The organism is Pseudoxanthomonas sp. F11 (assembly GCF_037046485.1).
GTDB lineage: Bacteria > Pseudomonadota > Gammaproteobacteria > Xanthomonadales > Xanthomonadaceae > Pseudoxanthomonas_A.
On the sequence record NZ_JBANLZ010000001.1, the window covers coordinates 1,006,495 to 1,024,852 of the forward strand.

Below are 18,358 nucleotides of genomic sequence, written 5' to 3' on the forward strand. Positions count from 1 at the left end.
GCTGAAACCACCCACAAGTAGCAGCGCAGCATGAGCCAACCCGCCGATCCCGTCGTTCACGCCGATTTCGACCTCGACCGCCTGTTTTCATACCGGCTGAGCGTGCTGTCCAACCGGATCAGCGGGGCGATTTCCCGCGAGTACCACCGCCGTTTCGGCCTGGCGATCACCGAATGGCGGGTCATGGCGGTGCTGGGGCGCTTCCCGGGCCTGTCGGCCGGCGAGGTGGCCGCCCGGACCGCGATGGACAAGGTGGCGGTCAGCCGGGCGGTGGCCCGCCTGCTGGAGCGGGCGCTGATCCAGCGCGAGATCCACGGCGACGATCGCCGCCGCTCGGTGCTGGCGCTGACCGACGAAGGCTTCCGGGTCTACGACGAGGTCGCACCGATGGTCATCGAGTACCACCAGCGCATGCTGGAACCGCTGACCGAAGAGGAGCGGACGATGCTGGACCGGCTGATCGACAAGCTGGCCGGGGAAGGCGTCAAGCGCATCGAGGGCTGAGCGGCCCGTTTCCGTAGAGCCGAGCTTGCTCGGCTGCGCGATGTACGAACCCGACAGCAGCGGAGCAAGCTCCGCTCCAGGAAAAAACGGCGGCCCATGGCCGCCGTTTTCACTGGACTCCCGCTTGCGCGGGGATGATGCATCGGCAAAGGCGCGCCCTTGGGGCACGCGCCGATGCGTCACTTCACGCCGTGCATCAGGCGCTGGATCAGCGGCGCGATCAGGAACAGCAGCACGCCCGGGATCAACAATGCCCAGAAGCCGAAGGTATAACCGCTCAACGCGGATTCCACGCTCATCCCGCTCTCGCCACTGACGTGGCTGGCGAAGATGCCGGAGAGATTGTTGCCAATCGCGGTGGACAGGAACCAGCCACCCATGCCGAAGCCGACCAGGCGCACGGGCGCCAGCTTGGTCACCATCGACAGGCCGATGGGCGACAGGCATAGCTCGCCGATCGACTGGATCCAGTAGACCGCAAACAGGGTCCAGAACGGGATCTTCAGGCTCTGCGGATCCACCAGGCTGGACAGCGCAAACATCAGCAGCAGGAAGGCCAGGCTGTTGAACAGCAGGCCCAGGCCGAACTTGCGCGGAATCGACGGGTTGTTGCTACCCAGCTTCACCCACAGCCAGGCGAGCAGCGGTGCCATCGTGATGATGGCGATCGAGTTCACCGACTGGAACCAGCCCACGGGGAAGGTCCAGCCACCGAAATCGCGATTGACGATGTTCTGGGCGAGGAAGTTGAACGAACTGCCGGCCTGCTCGAAGAAGCACCAGAACAGCACGTTGAACGCGAAGATGATCAACATGGCGATGGCCATGTCGCGACGCACCGGCCCATCCTTGAAGCCTTCGCGCAGGATCAGCACGCACAGCGCCACGAACAGCGCGGTGAGGATCCACTGGAGGGCACCGGCACCGATCGACAGCAGAAAGTAGATGGCCGGGATGGCGAGCAGCGTGCAGATCGCCGTCACCAGCACGCGGCCGGCTCCCTCGGTGCCCGGCATCGGCCGGCCGATGCCTTCGAGCTGCTTGCGCCCGAACCAGAACCACACCAGCGAGATCAGCATGCCGATGCCAGAGACCAGGAACACGACCTTGTAGACCGGCATGTCCGGCGAGCCGCCCATGATCCGCTCGGCCAGCAGGCCGGTCAGCCATGGCGCGATCATCGCGCCCAAGTTGATGCCCATGTAGAACAGGGTGAAACCGGAGTCGCGGCGATCGTCGCCCTGCAGGTACAGCTTGCCGACCATGGTCGAGATGTTCGGCTTGAACAGGCCGTTGCCCGCGATCACCGTGGCCAGGCCGAGTTTGAAGATGTTCTCGTCCGGCCACATGATCATGAACAGACCCGCCGCCATGACCACCGCACCCAGCAGGATCGAACGCTGGTAGCCGATGACCTTGTCGGCTACGTAGCCGCCGAACAGGGCCGCCGCATAGACCAGCGCCAGGTATGCGCCGTACAGGCGGCTGGCCGGCGCTTCGCCGGCGCTATCGCCGCCGTAGAACTGCGCGACGATGTACAGGGCCAGGGCCCAGCGCATGCCATAGAACGCGAAGCGTTCCCAGAACTCGGTCATGAACAGCATCCACAAGGGGCGCGGATGCCCCAGGAGCTGCTTGAATTCCGGTATCCTTTCCGGCGTTGACGTGTCGACGGCTCCGCTCATGCGGGCTCCCCCTAGAAGAAAGTGGTTCAGGACTCCAATGGCCCGCGCCTTCGGCGCAGGACGCGCGAGGATTACCGACGCGGGCGGCGGGCGTCAAACGGGCCGGCGCCGGCGCGCACGCCGGCCTCCCGCTGTTCAGCGAGCTAAGTGGTTGCGGCAGAAAGGATTTGCTGCGCCCGCGATACGCTCAGCCCGGCGCGTACTCGTAGCTCGCCCCCACGCCCAGTGGCAGCCCCAGCGCCCAATAACCCAGCAGGAACAGCGTCCACGTGCCCAGCAGGGCCAGCGAGTAAGGCAGCATCATGGCGATCAGGGTGCCGATGCCGGTACCGGTGACGTAACGCCGGCAGTAGACGACGATCAGCGGGAAGTACGGCATCAGCGGCGTGATGATGTTGGTGGTCGAATCGCCCACGCGGTAGGCCGCCTGGGTCAGGTCGGGCGATACGCCCAACTGCATCAGCATCGGCACCAGGATCGGGCCGATCAACCCCCACTTGGCCGACGCCGAACCGATCAGCAGATTCACGGCGCCGGTGAGCACGATGATGCCGGCCAGCGTGATGGCCATCGGCAGCCCCAGCGAACGCAGCAGGTCCGCGCCCTCCACCGCCACCAGCGCGCCCAGGTTGGAGTTGCCGAAGGCGGCGATGAACTGCGCGCAGAAGAACGCCATGACGATGTAGTACCCCATGCCGTTCATCGCCTTGGCCATGCCCTGGACAACGTCCCGGTGTGTCTTCACCGTGCCGGCGGCATAGCCGTAGACGATCCCCGGCAGCAGGAAGAACACGAAGATCAGCGCCACGATGGACTGCATCAGGGGCGCAGCGGGCGCCAGCAGCGGATGCGTCTGCGGCGGCACCTGGTCGGCCGCGGCGCGCCACGGGGAATCGTCGCCCGCCAGGCTCCAGGCGAAGAGGGCGAGCGCCAGCGCCATCGCACCCAACGCCCAGGCCAGGCCGCGGTTCTCCGCCGGCGCCACCGCCTCCATCTGCGGCAGCCCCGCCGGATCGCCGTCGATCGGCGCGGCGCGCAGGCGTGGCTCGATCACCCGGTCGGTCAGGAACCAGCCCACCAGCACGATCAGCAGCGTGGAGGCGGTGGTGAAGTAGAAGTTGTTGAGCGGGTTGATCTCCAGCGTCGGCGCGACCACCTGGGCTGCGGTCTGGGTCAGTCCCGCAAGCATCGGATCCAGCGAGGACGGGATGCCTACCGTGGCCGAGAAGCCGCCGGACACGCCCGCGAAGGCCGCCGCGATGCCGGCGAGCGGATGGCGGCCGGCGGCATAGAAGATCACCGCGCCCAACGGGATCACCAGCACGTAGCCCGCATCGACCGCCACATGGCTGAGGATGCCGACCAGGATCAGCATGGGAGTCAGCAGCATGCGCGGCGTGACCGACAGGATCTTGCGCAGCACCGCGTTGATGAACCCGGTGTGCTCGGCCACACCCAGCCCCAGCATCGCCACCAGCACCACGCCCAAGGGTGGAAAGTTCACGAAGGTGCGTACCAGGCCGGCCATGAACCCGGTAAGCGAGGTCCCCGACAACTGGTCGACGATACGGATGGGCTCGCCCGAGCGCGGATCGATCGCACTGAACGACACGCCCGACAGCCACCACGACACCAGCCACACCACCACCATCAGGATCAGGAACAACGCCGCCGGATCGGGCAGACGGTTGCCGGTGCGTTCGATCAGATCGAGCAGGCGGACGGGAACGGAGCGGCGGGCGTCCTGGGCGGGCGGCGTCATCGTCGGGCGTATTCCTGCGGAGTGGGTCGACCGCATCCTACCAGCCCGACGCACGGCGCTTTCAATGCGGCTTCAGATAACGCGCGTCGTCGAACGTGCTGCACCAGTGGGGACGGTAGACCACGATCAGCGCCATCGCCCCGCCGGACAGGAACGCCTCGCCGAACATCATCAGCGGCGTTGCCAGCAGGTAGAACCCGGCGCCCGGCAGCCCCAGCCAGACCGCGGCGAGATGCTTGACCAGGTTGCAGGCCGCGATGACCAGCGCACCGCCCAGGAAGCCCTGCACCAGCACGTACACGAACAGGTGGGGCGGCAGACGGCGTTCGCAGAACCGCGACCACGCCCAGCCCAGCGCCACCGGCAATGCCGCCGTGGCCAGGAAATCCGGGCCAGGTCCCAGCCACGCGTAACCGAACGGCCAGGCCACCAGCGAGGCGACCGCCAGCGCCCACAGGGCGAACGCCGGGCCGAACATCAGCACCGCCACCATCGCGCCGGTGAAGTTCAGCTGCACGCCGGCCAGGCCATGGGTGTTGAACACGCGCAACAGCACCAGCGCCATCGTCGCCATGCCCAGCACGCGCTGGGCTTCGGCGTCGCCCTGCAGCTTGTGCCAGGGCAGCCGGAGCGCGGCCAGCGCCAGGACCGCCAGCGCTGACGCGCCCGACAGCCACTGCAGCGCGGCCATCACGTCCATCGGTCAGCGGCCGGGTCCGATCGAGGTGCGCACGTCGAACAGCTCCGGGAAGAACGTCAGCTCCAGCGCCTGGCGCAGGAAACCCACGCCACTGGAACCGCCAGTGCCGCGCTTGAAGCCGATGATGCGCATCACCGTGCGCATGTGGCGGAAGCGCCAGAGCTGGAACTGGCTCTCCAGGTCCACCAGATCCTCGCACAGCGAATACTCGCGCCAGTAGCGGTCGGTGTCCTCGTAGATCGCTTCGAACACCGGCAGCAGGGCGGTGTCGGCGGCGTGCGACTGCCGCCAGTCGCGTTGCAGGTGCCGCGCGGGGATGGCGTGGTTCCAGCGCGCGAGGTACATCAGGAACTCGTCGTACAGGCTGGGCGCATCCAGCACGGCCTCCAGGCCGGCATGCCCCTCGGGGTCGTGCGCGAACACCTTCAGCATCGCCGCGTTCTTGTTGCCCAGCAGGAACTCGATGGTGCGGTACTGCAGCGACTGGAAGCCCGACGACGGCCCCAGCAGGTCGCGGAAACCCATGTATTCCGAGGGCGTCAGCGTCTCCAGCACCGACCACTGTTCGGTCAGCTGGCGCATCACCTGCTTGGCGCGCGCCAGCACCTTGCGGCACTGCCAGACCTGGTTTTGCTGGAGGAAACCGATGGCGGCGCGCAGCTCGTGGATCATCAGCTTCATCCACAGCTCCGAGACCTGGTGCTGCACGATGAACAGCATCTCGTCGTGGTGCGGCGGGTCGGAGACCGGGTGCTGCGCGGACAACAGGCGGTCCAGCTGCAGATAGCCGCCGTAGCTCATGCGGCCCGAGAGGTCGGTGTGGATGCCCGCTTCCAGCGGGCGCTCGTTCTTTTCTACGGCCATCCGTCGATCAACCGGGGCACCGCCCTGGGGGCGGCGGGGGCGCCAGCGTAACCGATGCCGGCGTGCGACCCCGGCAAGGCGATGGAAAACCGGCACTTATGTCATGCCCATGCAATGCGTGTACCACAGGCTTGGGCTACATTGCGCCGGCCGGGGGCGGATCCGCCCCCGACAGGGGGCGGCATCCAATCCACTGAGGGAGAACCCGTTACATGGAAATGCCACGGGGCCGCCTTGCGGCCGTGTTCGCGTCTTTGGCCCTGCTCTTCGCCGCGTCGTCGGTGCAGGCGCAGGTGGTCATCAGCCAGGTCTACGGCGGCGGCGGCAACAGCGGCGCCACGCTGAAGAACGATTTCATCGAGCTGCGCAACAACGGGCCCACGGCGGTCGATCTGACCGGCTGGAGCGTCCAGTACACGTCCTCGGCCGGCACCAGCTGGGGTAGCCGCACCCCCCTCAGCGGCACGATCCCCGCCGGCGGCTTCTACCTGATCCAGCAGGCGCAGGGCGCCGGCGGCACGGTGGACCTGCCCACGCCCGATGCCACCGGCACCATCGCCATGAGCGGTACCGCCGGCAAGGTGGCGCTGAGCCGCAGCACCACGGCGCTGACGGGCGCCTGCCCGACCGCCGATGCGAACGTGGTCGACTTCGTCGGCTTCGGCAGCGCCGCCAACTGCTTCGAAGGCAGCGCACCCACCGGCACGCTGAGCAACACCACCGCCGCGCTGCGTGGCGGCGATGGCAGCATCGACACCAACAACAACGGCGCCGACTTCGCGGTCGGCGCGCCGAATCCGCGCAACAGCGGCGCCGAGCCGCCGGAACCGCCGGATCCGCCGCTGGCGCTGACCATCGCCCAGATCCAGGGCAACGGCCTGCTGTCGCCGCACAACGGTAAGCGCGTGGTAACCGAGGGCATCGTCACCGCGCTCAAGTTCAACAACGGCTTCTTCCTGCAGGCCGCCAACGACGATGGCGACCCGGCCACGTCCGACGCCGTGTTCGTATTCACCAGCAGCGCACCGCCCGCCACCGCCGCGGTCGGCAACCGCGTGCGCGTGACCGGCACGGTCGAGGAATACACCCCGTCGTCCAATCCGCATCAACTGGCGATCACCGAGATCGTCACGCCGACGGTGGAGGTGCTGGAAACCGGCGTCGCCCTGCCCGCCGCGATCGAACTGACCGCCGCCGAGCTGGGCCCCGACGCGCTACCCGGAACGCTGGAGCGGCTGGAAGGCATGCGCGTCAGCGTGACGCAGTCGGTGGTGATCGCCCCGTCCGGTGGCAGCATCGACGAGAACGACGCGCTGTCCTTCAGCGATGGCGTGTTCCATGTGGCCCTGCCCGGCGTGGCGCGGCCGTTCCGCGAGCCCGGCATCGCGGTGATGGATGCCGTCACCCTGCCGGCCGGCAAGAATCCGCCGCGCTTCGACACCAACCAGGAACGCCTGATGGTGCGCAGCCGCGGCCAGGTCGGCGCGCAGCCGCTGTCGGTCGACACCGGGGCGGAGGTCGCCGGACTTCTCGGCGTACTGGACTACTTCGCCGGCACCTGGGCGCTCCTGCCCGACGTGGCCGCGCCGCCGGCCGTCAGCGGTGGCCGCCTGCCGGAAGCCGTCAACGACCCCCGCTACGACGAAGTCACCGTCGGCAGTTTCAACCTGCTGCGCCTGTTCGACGAGGTCAACGACAGCAACGGCGCAGTGACGCTGACCCCGGAAGCGCTGGACAAGCGGCTGGCCAAGGCGGCACTGGCGATCTGCGACTACCTGAAAGCCCCGGACATCCTGGGCGCGGTGGAAGTGGAGAACCTGCGCGTGCTGCAGCTGCTGTCCGAACGCATCGACGCCACCTGCGCCGCGCGCCCGGGCTATGTGCCGTACCTGCAGCCGGGCAACGATGTGGGCGGCATCAACGTCGGCTTCCTGGTTAGCTCGCGCCTGACCGCCGACGGTGTGGCCCGCGTCGAGGTGCTGGACGTGGCGCAGTTCGGCAAGGAGACCACCCTTGCCAACCCGAACGGCACCACCAGCCTGCTCAACGACCGTCCGCCGCTGCGCCTGCGCGCCCGCGTACACCAGGACGCGACGTCGAGCTATCCGCTGACGGTGATCGTCAACCACCTGCGTTCGCTCAACGACATCAACGACACCCTGCCCGGCAGCAGCGGCTGGGCCACCGGCGGCGAGCGCGTGCGGGTGAAGCGCGGCGCCCAGGCGGTCTACCTGGCGCAGCTGGTCGAGGAGATGCAGCAGGCCAACCCGGACGAGAAGATCGTGCTGGTCGGCGACTTCAACGCGTTCGAGTTCAACGACGGCTACGTGGACGTGATGGGCATCATCCGGGGCGACGCCGCGCCGGAGGACCAGGTGCTGACCTGGATGCCCAGCCCGCTGACCGTGCCGCTGGTGGATGGGTCGCAGCTGATCGCCGATCCGGCGCAGCGCTACTCGTATTCGTTCGAGGGCAACGCCCAGACGCTGGACCACGTGCTGGTCAACGAGTCGCTGGTGATGGATGCCGCGCTGCGCGTGGACCACGCGCGCATCAATGCGGACTTCGGCGTGGACAACTTCGGTGATGCCACGCTGGCCGTGCGTTCGTCCGACCACGATCCGGTGCGCCTGAGCATCCGCGTGCCGTCCTTCGCCCGCGCCGACCTGTCGGCGACGGTGTCGGCCGACCGCGCCGACGCCAACGTCGGCGACACCGTGCGCTACACCGCCACCGTCCGCAATGCGGGCCCGGGTGCGGCATCGCCGGCGGCGTTCGCGTTCGTGTTCTCGGCCGAGCTGTCGCCGTCGCTGGCTACGCTGCCGGCCGGCTGGAGCTGTGCGGCACCGGAAGTCTCCGCGGGCACCACCCGCGTGGCCTGCACCGTGCCGTCGCTGGCGGTCGGTGACGAAGCGACGTTCGTGGTCGATGCCATCGTGCCTGCCAGCGCCGCGGGCGCCACGCTCGGCCTGGGCGTGTCGGCCAACTCCACCGTGCTCGACCCGGCCAACGGCGACAACACCGCTGCCGTCTCGGTGGCCGTGGCCACGCTGCCGCAGACCCGCGCCGACCTGTCGGTGCAGCTGCTCGGTGCCGCCCTGCCGCTGCGTCGCGGCACCATCGCCACGCTGCTGGTGCCGGTGCGCAACGCCGGGCCGGATGCGGCCGAGCAGGTGACGGTGCGACTGAGCAGCAACGTCGATGCCCGCTACGCTGCCGTCGCCGCGCCCCGCGGCTGGTCCTGCACCCGCGTGCAGGACACTCCGGAAGGCGCCGCCGCCGACTGCAGCCGCAGCGGTGCCATGCCGCGCGGCGTGCAGACGCTGGCCTTCGCGCTGGTGGTGCCGGGCAAGCCCAAGCGCGGTACCGCGCTGGAGTTCGACGCCACCGTCAGCAGCACGACGACGGACCCGAACCCGGCCAACAACCACGATCGGCTGGTCCAGCGCATCCGCTGAACTTTCCCGCCATCAGGAGGGTCGACAGGGGCGCGGGCAACCGCGCCCTTTGTCGTTTGCGCAGGCCGCGACGTGCATCACGTCCGTGCGCAGGCGGTCTGCCGCCGCACGACAGTCGCCCAAGCCGCTGTTTCAGCACCGGTTTCACCACGGGGCCCGCGCCATCCACCCCCGTCTTGTTGCATTGCACGACAGCTGCTGGACGCCCAGCTCCTAAAATTACATTTGAAACCAATTCCGCCGGCCGACGAGAACACCGTCCAGATGAGCATCGCCGCAAGCTTCGAGATCGAATACCTCCAGTACCTGGGCCCCGACGGCACCCTGGTACGCAACGACCTGCCCGAGGCCGGGCGCGACGTCGCCCGCCTGCGCGAGCTGTTCAAGCAGATGCTGTTCGTGCGCACCTTCGACACCAAGGCCATCGCCCTGCAGCGCACCGGCAAGCTGGGCACCTACGCCGCCTGCCTGGGCCACGAGGCCACCCACGTCGGCATCGGCGCCTCGATGCGCCCGGGCGATGTCTACGCACCCAGCTACCGCGAGTACGGCGCCATGTTCATGCGCGGGGTGAAGCCGCGCGACGTGCTGATGTACTGGGGCGGCGACGAGCGCGGCAGCGATTTCGACCGCGACAGCGATGCACGCAACGATTTCCCCTTCTGCGTGCCGATTTCCACGCAATGCCTGCATGCCGCCGGTGCGGCGCTGTCGTTCAAGCTGCGCAAGCAGCCGCACATCGCGGTGGCGACCTGCGGCGATGGCGGTTCGTCGAAGACCGACTTCTACGCCGCCCTGAATTCCGCCGGCGCCTACGAACTGCCGCTGGTGCTGGGCGTGATCAACAACGGCTGGGCGATCTCCGTGCCGCGCAGCGCGCAGACCGGTGCGCAGACGCTGGCGCAGAAAGGCCTGGCCGGCGGCCTGCACTGCCTGCAGGTGGACGGCAACGACCTGATCGCCGTGCTCGAAGGCATGCGCCGTGCCAGCGAGCGCGCCCGCAAGGGCCAGGGCGGCACGGTGATCGAGTTCGTCACCTACCGCCTGTCCGACCACACCACGGCCGATGATGCGCGCCGCTACCGTGACGACGCCGAAGTGAAGGCCGGCTGGGAACGCGAACCGATGACGCGCCTGCGCACCTGGCTGACCGCGCAGGGGGCCTGGAGCGAGGCCGACGAGGCCGCGTGGAAGGACGAGTGCGGTGCGCGCGTGGACGAGGAGGTCAACGCCTACCTCAACACGCCGGTGCAGCCGGTCGAGGCGATGTTCGACTACCTGTACGCCGATCCGCCGCCGGAACTGTTGCAGCAACGCGCCGCCGCGATCGCCGCGGAGGGCCGCCCATGAGCACTGTGATGAAGCCTGATAACAAGACTGTGGGAGCGACGTCGGTCGCGAAACACGACGCCGTGGCCACCCCCACCGCCATCACCCTGATCGAAGCCATTACCCAGGCGCTGGCCTGGGAGATCGCCCACGATGAGTCCGTGCTGGTGCTGGGCGAGGATGTGGGCGTGAACGGCGGCGTGTTCCGCGCCACCGCCGGCCTGCAGCAGAAGTTCGGCCCCGAACGCGTGCTCGACACGCCGCTGGACGAGACCACCATCGCCGGCCTGACCATCGGCCTCGCCGCGCAAGGCATGAAGCCCGTGGCCGAAGCGCAGTTCGACGGCTTCGTCTACCCGATGGTCGACCACATCATCTGCCACGCCGCCCGCCTGCGCACCCGCACGCGCGGCCGCCTGCACTGCCCGATGGTGCTGCGCGTGCCATGGGGCGGCGGCATCCGCGCGCCGGAGCACCACAGCGAGGCCAACGAGGCCATCTTCACCAACGTCCCCGGGCTGCGCGTGGTGATGCCGTCCTCGCCGCAGCGCGCCTACGGCCTGCTGCTGGCGGCGATCCGCGACCCGGACCCGGTCATCTACATGGAGCCCAAGCGCATCTACCGCCAGTACAAGGAAGTGGTCGCCGACGACGGCGAAGCGCTGCCGCTGGACGTGTGCTTCGTGCTGCGCGACGGCACCGACGTGACCCTGGTGACCTGGGGCGCTCAGGTCAAGGAGGCGCTGGAAGCCGCCGACAAGCTGGCCGGCGAAGGCATCAGCGCAGAAGTCATCGACGTGGCCACGCTGCGTCCGCTCGACTTCGACACCATCGCCGAATCGGTGGCCAAGACCGGCCGCTGCGTGATCGTGCACGAAGCGCCGCGCACCGCCGGCTTCGGCGCCGAGATCGCCGCCCGCCTGGCCGAGCACTCCATGTACGACCTGCTGGCCCCGGTCGAGCGCGTCACCGGCTACGACACCCACATTCCGCTGTTCCGCCTGGAAATGAAGTACCTGCCCAGCGTCGACAAGATCGTCGCCGCGGCCAAGCGGGCGATGGCGGCCGGCTGATGCGGGCCGGCGACACCGTCGCCCTCCAACACGAACTGGGCGACTGGTGGTGGTGCACGCATGCGGACGGCCGCAGCGGCTGGCTGCCGGCGCGCGACCTTGACCTGATCAACGATACGATTACCGAAGAGACATCCGAATGAGCGAGAGCAAGACCTTCCACCTTCCCGACCTGGGCGAAGGCCTCCCGGACGCGACCATCGTCGAGTGGTTCGTCAAGGAAGGCGACGTGATCCGCCTGGACGAACCGCTGGTGTCGATGGAGACCGCCAAGGCCGTGGTCGAAGTGCCGTCCCCGGTCTCCGGCAGGGTGGTAAAGCTGGCCGGTGCCGCGGGCGATGTCGTCGTCACCGGCAGCATGCTGGCCGTATTCGAGCCCGACGCCAACTTGCCGCAACGCGCGGAAGGCCAGGACACCGGCCATCACCACGGTCCGCCGAAGTCCACCGTGGGAGCGACGTCAGTCGCGAACCCTACGCCCGATGCAGCCTCTATCGCGACTGACGTCGCTCCCACGGATGCCGAAGCCGACGCCGGCACCGTGGTCGGTGCCATGCAGTCGTCCAATGCCGTGCACACCGAACAGGCGATCGCCGTCGGCGGCGTCAAGGCCATGCCGGCCGTGCGCGCGATGGCGAAGAAGCTGGGCGTGGATCTGTCGCGCGTGCGCGCCAGCGGCGCCGACGGCGCAGTGACGATGCAGGACGTGAAACAGGCCGCCGCAGACGGGTCCGCGCGCGGCGCCACGGCCGCCGCACCCGCACGCACCACCGCGCCGGTCGCCGCGGCGGCACCGGTCGCGAACCCGCAGCGCACTACACTGTCCGCCACCGGCAAGCCGATGCGCACGCAGCCGCCGGGCGTGTCCGTCAGCGGCCAGCCCGAACAGCTCAAGGGCGTGCGCCGGAACATGGCGCGCGTGATGGCCGATGCGCACGCCAAGGTCGTGCCGACCACGCTCAGCGACGACGCCGACATCCACGCCTGGACGCCCGGCAACGACATGACCGCCCGCCTGGTCCGCGCCATCGTGCGCGCCTGCAAGACAGTGCCGGCGATGAATGCGTGGTTCGACGGCGACAAGCTGACCCGCACGCTGCATCCGCACGTGGACATCGGCATCGCCGTGGACACCGACGACGGCCTGTTCGTGCCCGCGCTGCGCAATGCGGACCTGCTGGACGCGGGCAGCGTGCGCGAAAGCATCAACCGGCTGCGCGCGCAGGTGGAAGACCGCAGCATTCCGCCGTCCGAGCTGACCGGCTACACGATCTCGCTGAGCAACTTCGGCATGTTCGCCGGCCGCTACGCGACTCCGGTGGTGGTACCGCCGTGCGTGGCCATCGTCGCCGCCGGCCGCGCCCGCCACCAGGTCACCCCGGTGATGGGCGGCTTCGAATCGCACAAGGTCATCCCGCTGTCGGTGACCTTCGACCACCGCGCCTGCACGGGCGGCGAAGCCGCGCGCTTCCTGAAGGCGCTGATCGACGACCTGGCCTTGCCCAGCTGACCTTCGGCGAGGGTGCAGGATCCACCTCCCTTGTAGGAGCGCCCCATGGGCGCGAGGCTTTCGTCGCTGCGCCAAGGGTAGAAGCGTCGCCCCCATGGGGCGCTCCTACAAACGAACCATGACGATGGAGACTTCGCATGAGCCACCGCAGCCGTCTGGCCGGATTCATCATCGACAGCCAGGTCGACGACCTGCCCGCCGCCTCCGCGTTCTGGAGCGCCGCGCTCGGACTGAAGGTCACGCACCCGGATGACGGCGATCTTGGCATCTACGACAAGTTCGAACCCGGCCCGGGCGGCCTGCACATCGAAGTGCAGAAGGTGAAGCACGAGGCGCGCGTGCATCTGGACATCGAGACCGACGACATCGACGCCGAAGTCGCGAGGCTGGAGGCACTGGGCGCCAAGCGCGTGCAGCATGTGCGCAACCGCTGGTGGGTGATGGAAGCCCCCACCGGGCATCGGTTCTGCGTGGTGCCGATGGATGAGGACAGCACGCGAAGCGAGCCCAACCGCTGGCCCTGACCACCTTCAGTGCGCGAGCACGGCTTCTTCTTTCCAGAAGGCCAGCAGGCGCGTCAGACCCGAGGATGCAGCGGACTCGTCTTCCAGCCACGGAATCTCGCGACGCCAATGCGATTGGCTGAGCTGCTGCACCAGCGTCTGCGGTGCGGTGGCGAAGCCCATGTGCCAGCGCTGGAACAGGCGCTTTTCCACCCTGCCCTGCTCAAGGATCTCCAGCCGATGGTGCTGGCTGGCGCGCTCGATGCGGACGTAGATCTGCTCCACGTCCGCGCGCGTTCCTTCCAGGTACTGCACGAAGCGCTGACCGCCCTGCAGGAGTGCGCCGGTCACGTGGGCCAGCTCGTTCGCCACGCGCGCATCCAGCAGCAACCGGTCGAGATCATGCGCATCCAGCGGACGCGTGGCCTGGCTCTGATAGACCAGGGCGTGAAGAGGGGCCACAGACGTTCCGTTGTCGCGAAAGGAAGCGAAGCATAGCGCAGCGGATCACATGAACGGCGTGCGCCCGCGCCGCTATTTTCGTTCAGTCTCGCTGCGCTCGCGCACGGCCTTGAATTCTGAACCGTTCAGCCAGCGGGGCCATGCATCGCTGTCCGCGATCTCACGGCCAAGCGCGTACAGCAGCGCCACATCCTGCGCCTGGCCGCGGGCGTCCCACGACGATGTCCAGGCATCGCACGGCTGGTGATAACAGCGGGCGAAGTAGGCATCGCGCAGCGCCTTTCCGCCCGCGACACCGCCATCGATTCGGTCGAGTCCCGCGCCCACGGTGATCGCGGGAACACCGGCGCGCGCGAAGGCGAAGTGGTCCGCGCGGTAGAAGAAGCCGGCTTCCAGGTTGGGATCCGGTGAGTACGTGCGCCCGTGGGCTTCCGCCACGCGTTTCAGGTCGTTTTCCAGCGACACGCGACCGTGGCCCCAGGAGGCGATATCACGCGTAGGACCATCGGGGCTGAGCATTTCGATGTTCAGCACGGCCGCGGTCTTGGCCAGTGGCACGAGTGGATTCGCCGCGTAGAACGTCGCGCCCTGCAGACCCTTCTCTTCGGCCGTCAGCGCCATGAACAGTACGGTCCGCCGCGGCCGCGGCCCGGCGGCGAACACGCGGGCCAGTTCCATCACCGCCGCGACACCGGTGGCGTTGTCGACGGCGCCGTGGCGGACCGTATCGCCTGACCCGTCGGGCTCGCCGACGCCGAACGCATCCCAGTGCGCGGAATAGATGACGGCCTCATCGGGGCGCCGCGCCCCCTCCAGCCGGCCGATGACGTTCCGGGTGACCACCTGATCGCGCCCGACGTCGAACGCGGCGGACAATGTGGCGTCGCCGAGCGGCACAGGGGTGAACGCTTTGGTCTGCGCGCGACGCTTCTCCACTTCGAAGTCCAGCCCCGCACGCTTGAACAGCGACACGGCCAGATCGCGCTGCATCCAGCCCCGCAGCAACGTGTGGTACGTCGCCGCGTCGGGACGCGGGATGTCGAACACCGGCGACAGCCCCGAGGCGCGCACCGTCGCCCACCCGTAGGCGGCGGGCGCGGTCTCGTGCACGATCAGCACGCCCGCGGCGCCCTGGCGCGCGAGCTCCTCGTACTTGTAGGTCCAGCGTCCGTAGTAGGTCACGGCGCGCCCTTCGAACGCGCCCGGTGCGTCGGCCTCGAAATCGGGATCGTTGACCAGCACCACGGCGACCTTGCCTTTCAGGTCGGCGCCCTTGTAATCGTCCCAACCGCGTTCGGGTGCGGTGATGCCATAGCCGACGAACACCAGGGGCGCGTCCACCAGCGCGACACGATCGACCGGGCTCAGGCTCTGCAGCACCACGTCATCACCGTTGGTCAGCGTCTGCGTTTCGCCACCGATGCGCAGCGATGCGTTTACCGCGCCCTCCACCTGCGCACGCACCAGCGGCACGTCCTGGGTCCAGGTGCCCCGTTCGCCACCGGGCTGAACCCCGGCCTTCTTCAGCTCGTCCACCACGTAGGCGATCGTCTTCTCTTCACCGGGCGTGGCCGGTGCCCGGCCTTCGAACGCGTCCGAGGCCAGCACGCGCACATGCCGCGAGAGATGGTCGGGGTTGATGCCTCCACCCGGGATGTCGGCGGCGAAGGCGGGAAGGAAGCCCAGCGGCAGGAGCAGAAAAGGAACGGCGCGTTTCATGGACTCCACCTCATTCTATCAGCGCCCCGAGTCTAAAGGATCGCTGTAGACCCAGCGCCTCACGGCCGCCCACGATCCAGCCACACGCCCAGGCCTTGGGCATTGAGTTCGATGTCCATCGCAAGCAGGCGCAGTACGTCCTCGTCTGCCAGCGGCACCTGCTGGGCATGGGCGCGCTCGAGGTACAGCGCCGACAACGCGGCGGCGATGCAGCGATGGCGATCCGCGCGCCCGTCGCAGGCATCGGCAATGGCCACCATCGCATCGATCTGTTCGTACAGCGACTGCGCCAGGCGCGGCACATCGGATACGGGCCCGTAATGGGTCAGGTACATGGCCTCGGGCGCTCGATCGACCATGCGCGCAATGCTGGCCTTCAGCGCCTCGGGTTCGAACTGCACCGGTGTGGTCGTGGGCAGGATGAAGGCACCTTGCGGTCCGTCCAGCTCGCGATACGAGAGCCCGAACGTGTCCCCGGTGAACCAGCTGCGGCTGCGCGCGTCCCAGATGCAGTGATGGTGGCGCGCATGGCCCGGCGTATCGATGCACTCCAGCGCGCGACCCGCCAGCATCACCGTCTCCCCGTCCTCCACCACGCGCACGCGCGCCTCCGACACGGGTTGGAGGGTGCCGTAGCTGCGCTGCATCTCCTCTTCGCCATAGACGGCGGTGGCGCCGGCGATGAGCTTTTCCGGATCGATGAGGTGCGGCGCGGCGCGCGGATGCGCGACCAGGGTGGCGTTCGGCAGCTGCTGCATCAGCAAGCCGGCCCCGCCCGCATGGTCCAGGTGCACATGGGTGACGATGAGCAGGTCGACGTCCGCGGGCGTGATGCCCGCGTGCTGCACGGCCGCCAACAGGTGCGGGACCGAATGATTCGTGCCGCAATCGACGAATGCACCCCGCCCGTCCTCGACGATCAGGTAGGCGGCGTCGAAATGGTCCCGCTGGAACGCGGTGTCGATGGTGTGGATGCCGTGGAGGCTCATCCGCGGGCCTGTGTGGGGACGGATGGACCGATTCTAGTCCCGGCGTCGCGCTGGCACGACCCGCCTTTGGTGGAACACGCCGTCCTCGCGGCTCAGCCGCGCGACAGCCACCAGCCGCGTAGCGGTACCGCCAGTGTCAGCACGAACAGGAAAGCACCGTACGCCACCAGCGTGGCCAGCACCTGTTTCCAGATCGCGCCCGTGCCGACGTCGGACGCGCCCAGCGCATAACCCCACTGCATGCCGATGAAGCTGAGCACGAAGGCCACCGCCAGCGCCGCGAGATCGAAGCCCTTGCGGCGTGCGGTGCGCGGCTGGCGCGGGAACAGCCAGTACAACGATCCCAGCAACAGGAACCACGGCAGGAACAGGACGACCGCCAGGTACGGCATGACTCAGGCCTCCGCGGCGCGCAACGCGGCCAACGCCGCAAGCACGTCGCCGGCGGGGACCTGCAGCACGATCTCCGGCGTCTCCATCGCATCGGCCTGCTCGGCCTGCTTCAGCACGCCGATCAGCTTGCCGGCATCCTTCGGCGAATCGAAGCCGTTGCTCTGCACCAGCACGTTGCCCTCGGCGTCCGTGAGCTTGAAGTAGAAGCGGCCGTCGGTATCGCGATACTGCTTGAACGCCGGCAGCGCGGCTTTCGATGCCGTGGCCTTCGCCTCGACCACCGGTTGCTGCGAGAGGTCGCGCAGGCCCACCGCATGGCGCAGCTCGGCCAACAGCGGCGTGGCATAGCGCTCGCGCAGGCGACGGGCGCCATCGCGCAGGATGGCTTCGATGTCGGCCGGCTTGGCCATCAGCGCTTCGTACTTCTCGCGCAGCGGGGCGATTTCCGCATCGATGCGCTCGAACAGCTGCTGCTTGGCGTCGCCCCAGCTGATGCCGTCGGCGAACTTCTGCGCGAACGCGCGCGTTTCCTCGGCGCTGCCGAAGGCCTGGTACAGCTGGAACAGCGCCGAACCCTCGGTATCCTTCGGCTCGCCGGGGCCGCGCGAGTCGGTCAGGATGGAGAACACCAGCTTCTTCAGTTCCTCGCGCGGCGCGAACAGCGGGATGGTGTTGTGGTAGCTCTTGCTCATCTTGCGCCCGTCCAGGCCGGGCAGCGTGGCCACGTTGTCGTCCACCAGCGCCTCCGGCAGGGTGAAGTACGCCTTGCCGTACACATGGTTGAAGCGCTGGCCGAAGTCGCGCGCCATCTCGATGTGCTGGATCTGGTCGCGACCCACCGGCACCTGGTGCGCGTTGAAGATCAGGATGTCCGCGGCCATCAACACCGGGTACATGAACAGCCCGGCGGTCACGCCGGCATCGTCGTCCTCGCCCTCGGCGCGGTTCTTGTCCACCGCCGCCTTGTAGGCATGCGCGCGGTTGAGGATGCCCTTGCCCGCCACGCAGGTCAGGAACCAGGTCAACTCGGTGATTTCGGGCACGTCGCTCTGGCGGTAGAACCAGACCTTGTCCGGCTCCAGGCCACAGGCCAGCCAGGTCGCCGCGATCTCCAGCGTGGAGCGCTGGGTGCGCGCCGGGTCCTGGGCCTTGATCAGGCTGTGCAGGTCGGCCAGGAAGTAGAAGCTCTCCGTGTCCGCGGCACGGCTGGCGGCCACGGCGGGGCGCACCGCACCCACGTAGTTGCCCAGATGCGGGGTGCCCGAGGTGGTGATGCCGGTAAGAACGCGGGTGGTCATGTGCGAAGCGGGGGAATGCGGGAAAGCGGCCAGTTTACCGGCTGAGGCCAGGCGATGCCGGGAGCGGCCCTGCGACAAGGCGTCGCAGGCGCGGCCCACTGGCGGCTTA

General features: G+C 68.4%; 16 protein-coding genes. 7 read left to right on the top strand and 9 right to left on the bottom strand.

Annotation, left to right across the window (positions count from 1 at the left end):
• Window positions 1–30: 30 nt before the first annotated feature.
• On the top strand, window positions 31–504 hold the full coding sequence (locus V8246_RS04920) for a MarR family transcriptional regulator (protein ID WP_336188156.1): 474 nt from the start codon (window positions 31–33) through the stop codon (window positions 502–504).
• A gap of 179 nt (window positions 505–683) precedes the next feature.
• Here V8246_RS04920 and V8246_RS04925 read toward each other — a convergent pair whose 3' ends face one another.
• The 4 genes from V8246_RS04925 to V8246_RS04940 form a co-directional block, all read right to left on the bottom strand.
• Window positions 684–2,189 (bottom strand): oligopeptide:H+ symporter, encoded by a 1,506-nt coding sequence (locus V8246_RS04925; RefSeq protein ID WP_336188157.1) that lies wholly within the window; start codon window positions 2,187–2,189, stop codon window positions 684–686.
• Window positions 2,190–2,376: 187 nt separating this feature from the next.
• A complete protein-coding gene (locus V8246_RS04930) occupies window positions 2,377–3,951 on the bottom strand; it encodes an AbgT family transporter (protein ID WP_336188158.1) in 1,575 nt (524 codons plus the stop codon).
• 61 nt (window positions 3,952–4,012) lie between these two features.
• Window positions 4,013–4,642 carry a hypothetical protein gene (locus V8246_RS04935; RefSeq protein ID WP_336188159.1) on the bottom strand — a complete coding sequence of 210 codons (630 nt, stop codon included), beginning with the start codon at window positions 4,640–4,642 and terminating at the stop codon, window positions 4,013–4,015.
• A 12-nt stretch (window positions 4,643–4,654) separates the two neighbouring features.
• A complete protein-coding gene (locus tag V8246_RS04940; RefSeq protein WP_336188160.1) occupies window positions 4,655–5,515 on the bottom strand; it encodes a tryptophan 2,3-dioxygenase family protein in 861 nt (286 codons plus the stop codon).
• A gap of 212 nt (window positions 5,516–5,727) precedes the next feature.
• Here V8246_RS04940 and V8246_RS04945 point away from each other — a divergent pair, with 212 nt between their 5' ends.
• The 6 genes from V8246_RS04945 (at window position 5,728) to V8246_RS04970 (ending at window position 13,409) form a co-directional block, all read left to right on the top strand.
• Window positions 5,728–8,973 carry a lamin tail domain-containing protein gene (locus V8246_RS04945; protein WP_336188161.1) on the top strand — a complete coding sequence of 1,082 codons (3,246 nt, stop codon included), beginning with the start codon at window positions 5,728–5,730 and terminating at the stop codon, window positions 8,971–8,973.
• Between the two features lie 264 nt (window positions 8,974–9,237).
• Window positions 9,238–10,323 carry a pyruvate dehydrogenase (acetyl-transferring) E1 component subunit alpha gene (pdhA, locus tag V8246_RS04950; protein ID WP_336188162.1) on the top strand — a complete coding sequence of 362 codons (1,086 nt, stop codon included), beginning with the start codon at window positions 9,238–9,240 and terminating at the stop codon, window positions 10,321–10,323.
• Window positions 10,324–10,331: 8 nt separating this feature from the next.
• The gene (locus tag V8246_RS04955) at window positions 10,332–11,375 is read left to right on the top strand and encodes an alpha-ketoacid dehydrogenase subunit beta (protein ID WP_336188338.1); all 1,044 of its coding nucleotides are present in this window, start codon (window positions 10,332–10,334) and stop codon (window positions 11,373–11,375) included.
• Entirely contained in the window at window positions 11,375–11,518 is a 144-nt protein-coding gene (locus tag V8246_RS04960) for an SH3 domain-containing protein (RefSeq protein WP_336188163.1), read from the top strand. Before V8246_RS04955 ends, V8246_RS04960 begins: the two co-directional genes overlap by 1 nt.
• Window positions 11,515–12,885, top strand: coding sequence for a dihydrolipoamide acetyltransferase family protein (locus tag V8246_RS04965; RefSeq protein ID WP_336188164.1), 1,371 nt, complete (start codon window positions 11,515–11,517; stop codon window positions 12,883–12,885). The genes V8246_RS04960 and V8246_RS04965 overlap by 4 nt, the downstream gene beginning before the upstream one ends.
• A 137-nt stretch (window positions 12,886–13,022) precedes the next feature.
• A complete protein-coding gene (locus V8246_RS04970; RefSeq protein WP_336188165.1) occupies window positions 13,023–13,409 on the top strand; it encodes a VOC family protein in 387 nt (128 codons plus the stop codon).
• A 6-nt stretch (window positions 13,410–13,415) separates the two neighbouring features.
• Here the strand turns inward: V8246_RS04970 and V8246_RS04975 are convergent, their stop codons facing one another.
• The 5 genes from V8246_RS04975 to V8246_RS04995 form a co-directional block, all read right to left on the bottom strand.
• Window positions 13,416–13,850: a BLUF domain-containing protein gene (locus tag V8246_RS04975; protein WP_336188166.1), complete on the bottom strand. Its 435-nt coding sequence runs from the start codon at window positions 13,848–13,850 to the stop codon at window positions 13,416–13,418.
• Window positions 13,851–13,922: 72 nt separating this feature from the next.
• On the bottom strand, window positions 13,923–15,569 hold the full coding sequence (locus V8246_RS04980; RefSeq protein ID WP_336188167.1) for a M28 family metallopeptidase: 1,647 nt from the start codon (window positions 15,567–15,569) through the stop codon (window positions 13,923–13,925).
• A gap of 59 nt (window positions 15,570–15,628) precedes the next feature.
• Window positions 15,629–16,558 carry an MBL fold metallo-hydrolase gene (locus V8246_RS04985; RefSeq protein ID WP_336188168.1) on the bottom strand — a complete coding sequence of 310 codons (930 nt, stop codon included), beginning with the start codon at window positions 16,556–16,558 and terminating at the stop codon, window positions 15,629–15,631.
• A 92-nt stretch (window positions 16,559–16,650) separates the two neighbouring features.
• Window positions 16,651–16,950 carry a hypothetical protein gene (locus V8246_RS04990; RefSeq protein WP_336188169.1) on the bottom strand — a complete coding sequence of 100 codons (300 nt, stop codon included), beginning with the start codon at window positions 16,948–16,950 and terminating at the stop codon, window positions 16,651–16,653.
• A gap of 3 nt (window positions 16,951–16,953) precedes the next feature.
• Window positions 16,954–18,249, bottom strand: a complete 1,296-nt coding sequence (locus V8246_RS04995) for a tryptophan--tRNA ligase (RefSeq protein ID WP_336188170.1) — start codon at window positions 18,247–18,249, stop codon at window positions 16,954–16,956.
• Window positions 18,250–18,358: the final 109 nt, after the last annotated feature.

Coding starts and splice junctions, on each gene's coding strand:
- V8246_RS04920 (WP_336188156.1), top strand. CDS start 31: ATGAGCCAACCCGCCGATCCCGTCGTTCACGCCGATTTCGACCTCGAC.
- V8246_RS04925 (WP_336188157.1), bottom strand. CDS start 2,189: ATGAGCGGAGCCGTCGACACGTCAACGCCGGAAAGGATACCGGAATTC.
- V8246_RS04930 (WP_336188158.1), bottom strand. CDS start 3,951: ATGACGCCGCCCGCCCAGGACGCCCGCCGCTCCGTTCCCGTCCGCCTG.
- V8246_RS04935 (WP_336188159.1), bottom strand. CDS start 4,642: ATGGCCGCGCTGCAGTGGCTGTCGGGCGCGTCAGCGCTGGCGGTCCTG.
- V8246_RS04940 (WP_336188160.1), bottom strand. CDS start 5,515: ATGGCCGTAGAAAAGAACGAGCGCCCGCTGGAAGCGGGCATCCACACC.
- V8246_RS04945 (WP_336188161.1), top strand. CDS start 5,728: ATGGAAATGCCACGGGGCCGCCTTGCGGCCGTGTTCGCGTCTTTGGCC.
- pdhA (WP_336188162.1), top strand. CDS start 9,238: ATGAGCATCGCCGCAAGCTTCGAGATCGAATACCTCCAGTACCTGGGC.
- V8246_RS04955 (WP_336188338.1), top strand. CDS start 10,332: ATGAAGCCTGATAACAAGACTGTGGGAGCGACGTCGGTCGCGAAACAC.
- V8246_RS04960 (WP_336188163.1), top strand. CDS start 11,375: ATGCGGGCCGGCGACACCGTCGCCCTCCAACACGAACTGGGCGACTGG.
- V8246_RS04965 (WP_336188164.1), top strand. CDS start 11,515: ATGAGCGAGAGCAAGACCTTCCACCTTCCCGACCTGGGCGAAGGCCTC.
- V8246_RS04970 (WP_336188165.1), top strand. CDS start 13,023: ATGAGCCACCGCAGCCGTCTGGCCGGATTCATCATCGACAGCCAGGTC.
- V8246_RS04980 (WP_336188167.1), bottom strand. CDS start 15,569: ATGAAACGCGCCGTTCCTTTTCTGCTCCTGCCGCTGGGCTTCCTTCCC.
- V8246_RS04985 (WP_336188168.1), bottom strand. CDS start 16,558: ATGAGCCTCCACGGCATCCACACCATCGACACCGCGTTCCAGCGGGAC.
- V8246_RS04990 (WP_336188169.1), bottom strand. CDS start 16,950: ATGCCGTACCTGGCGGTCGTCCTGTTCCTGCCGTGGTTCCTGTTGCTG.
- V8246_RS04995 (WP_336188170.1), bottom strand. CDS start 18,249: ATGACCACCCGCGTTCTTACCGGCATCACCACCTCGGGCACCCCGCAT.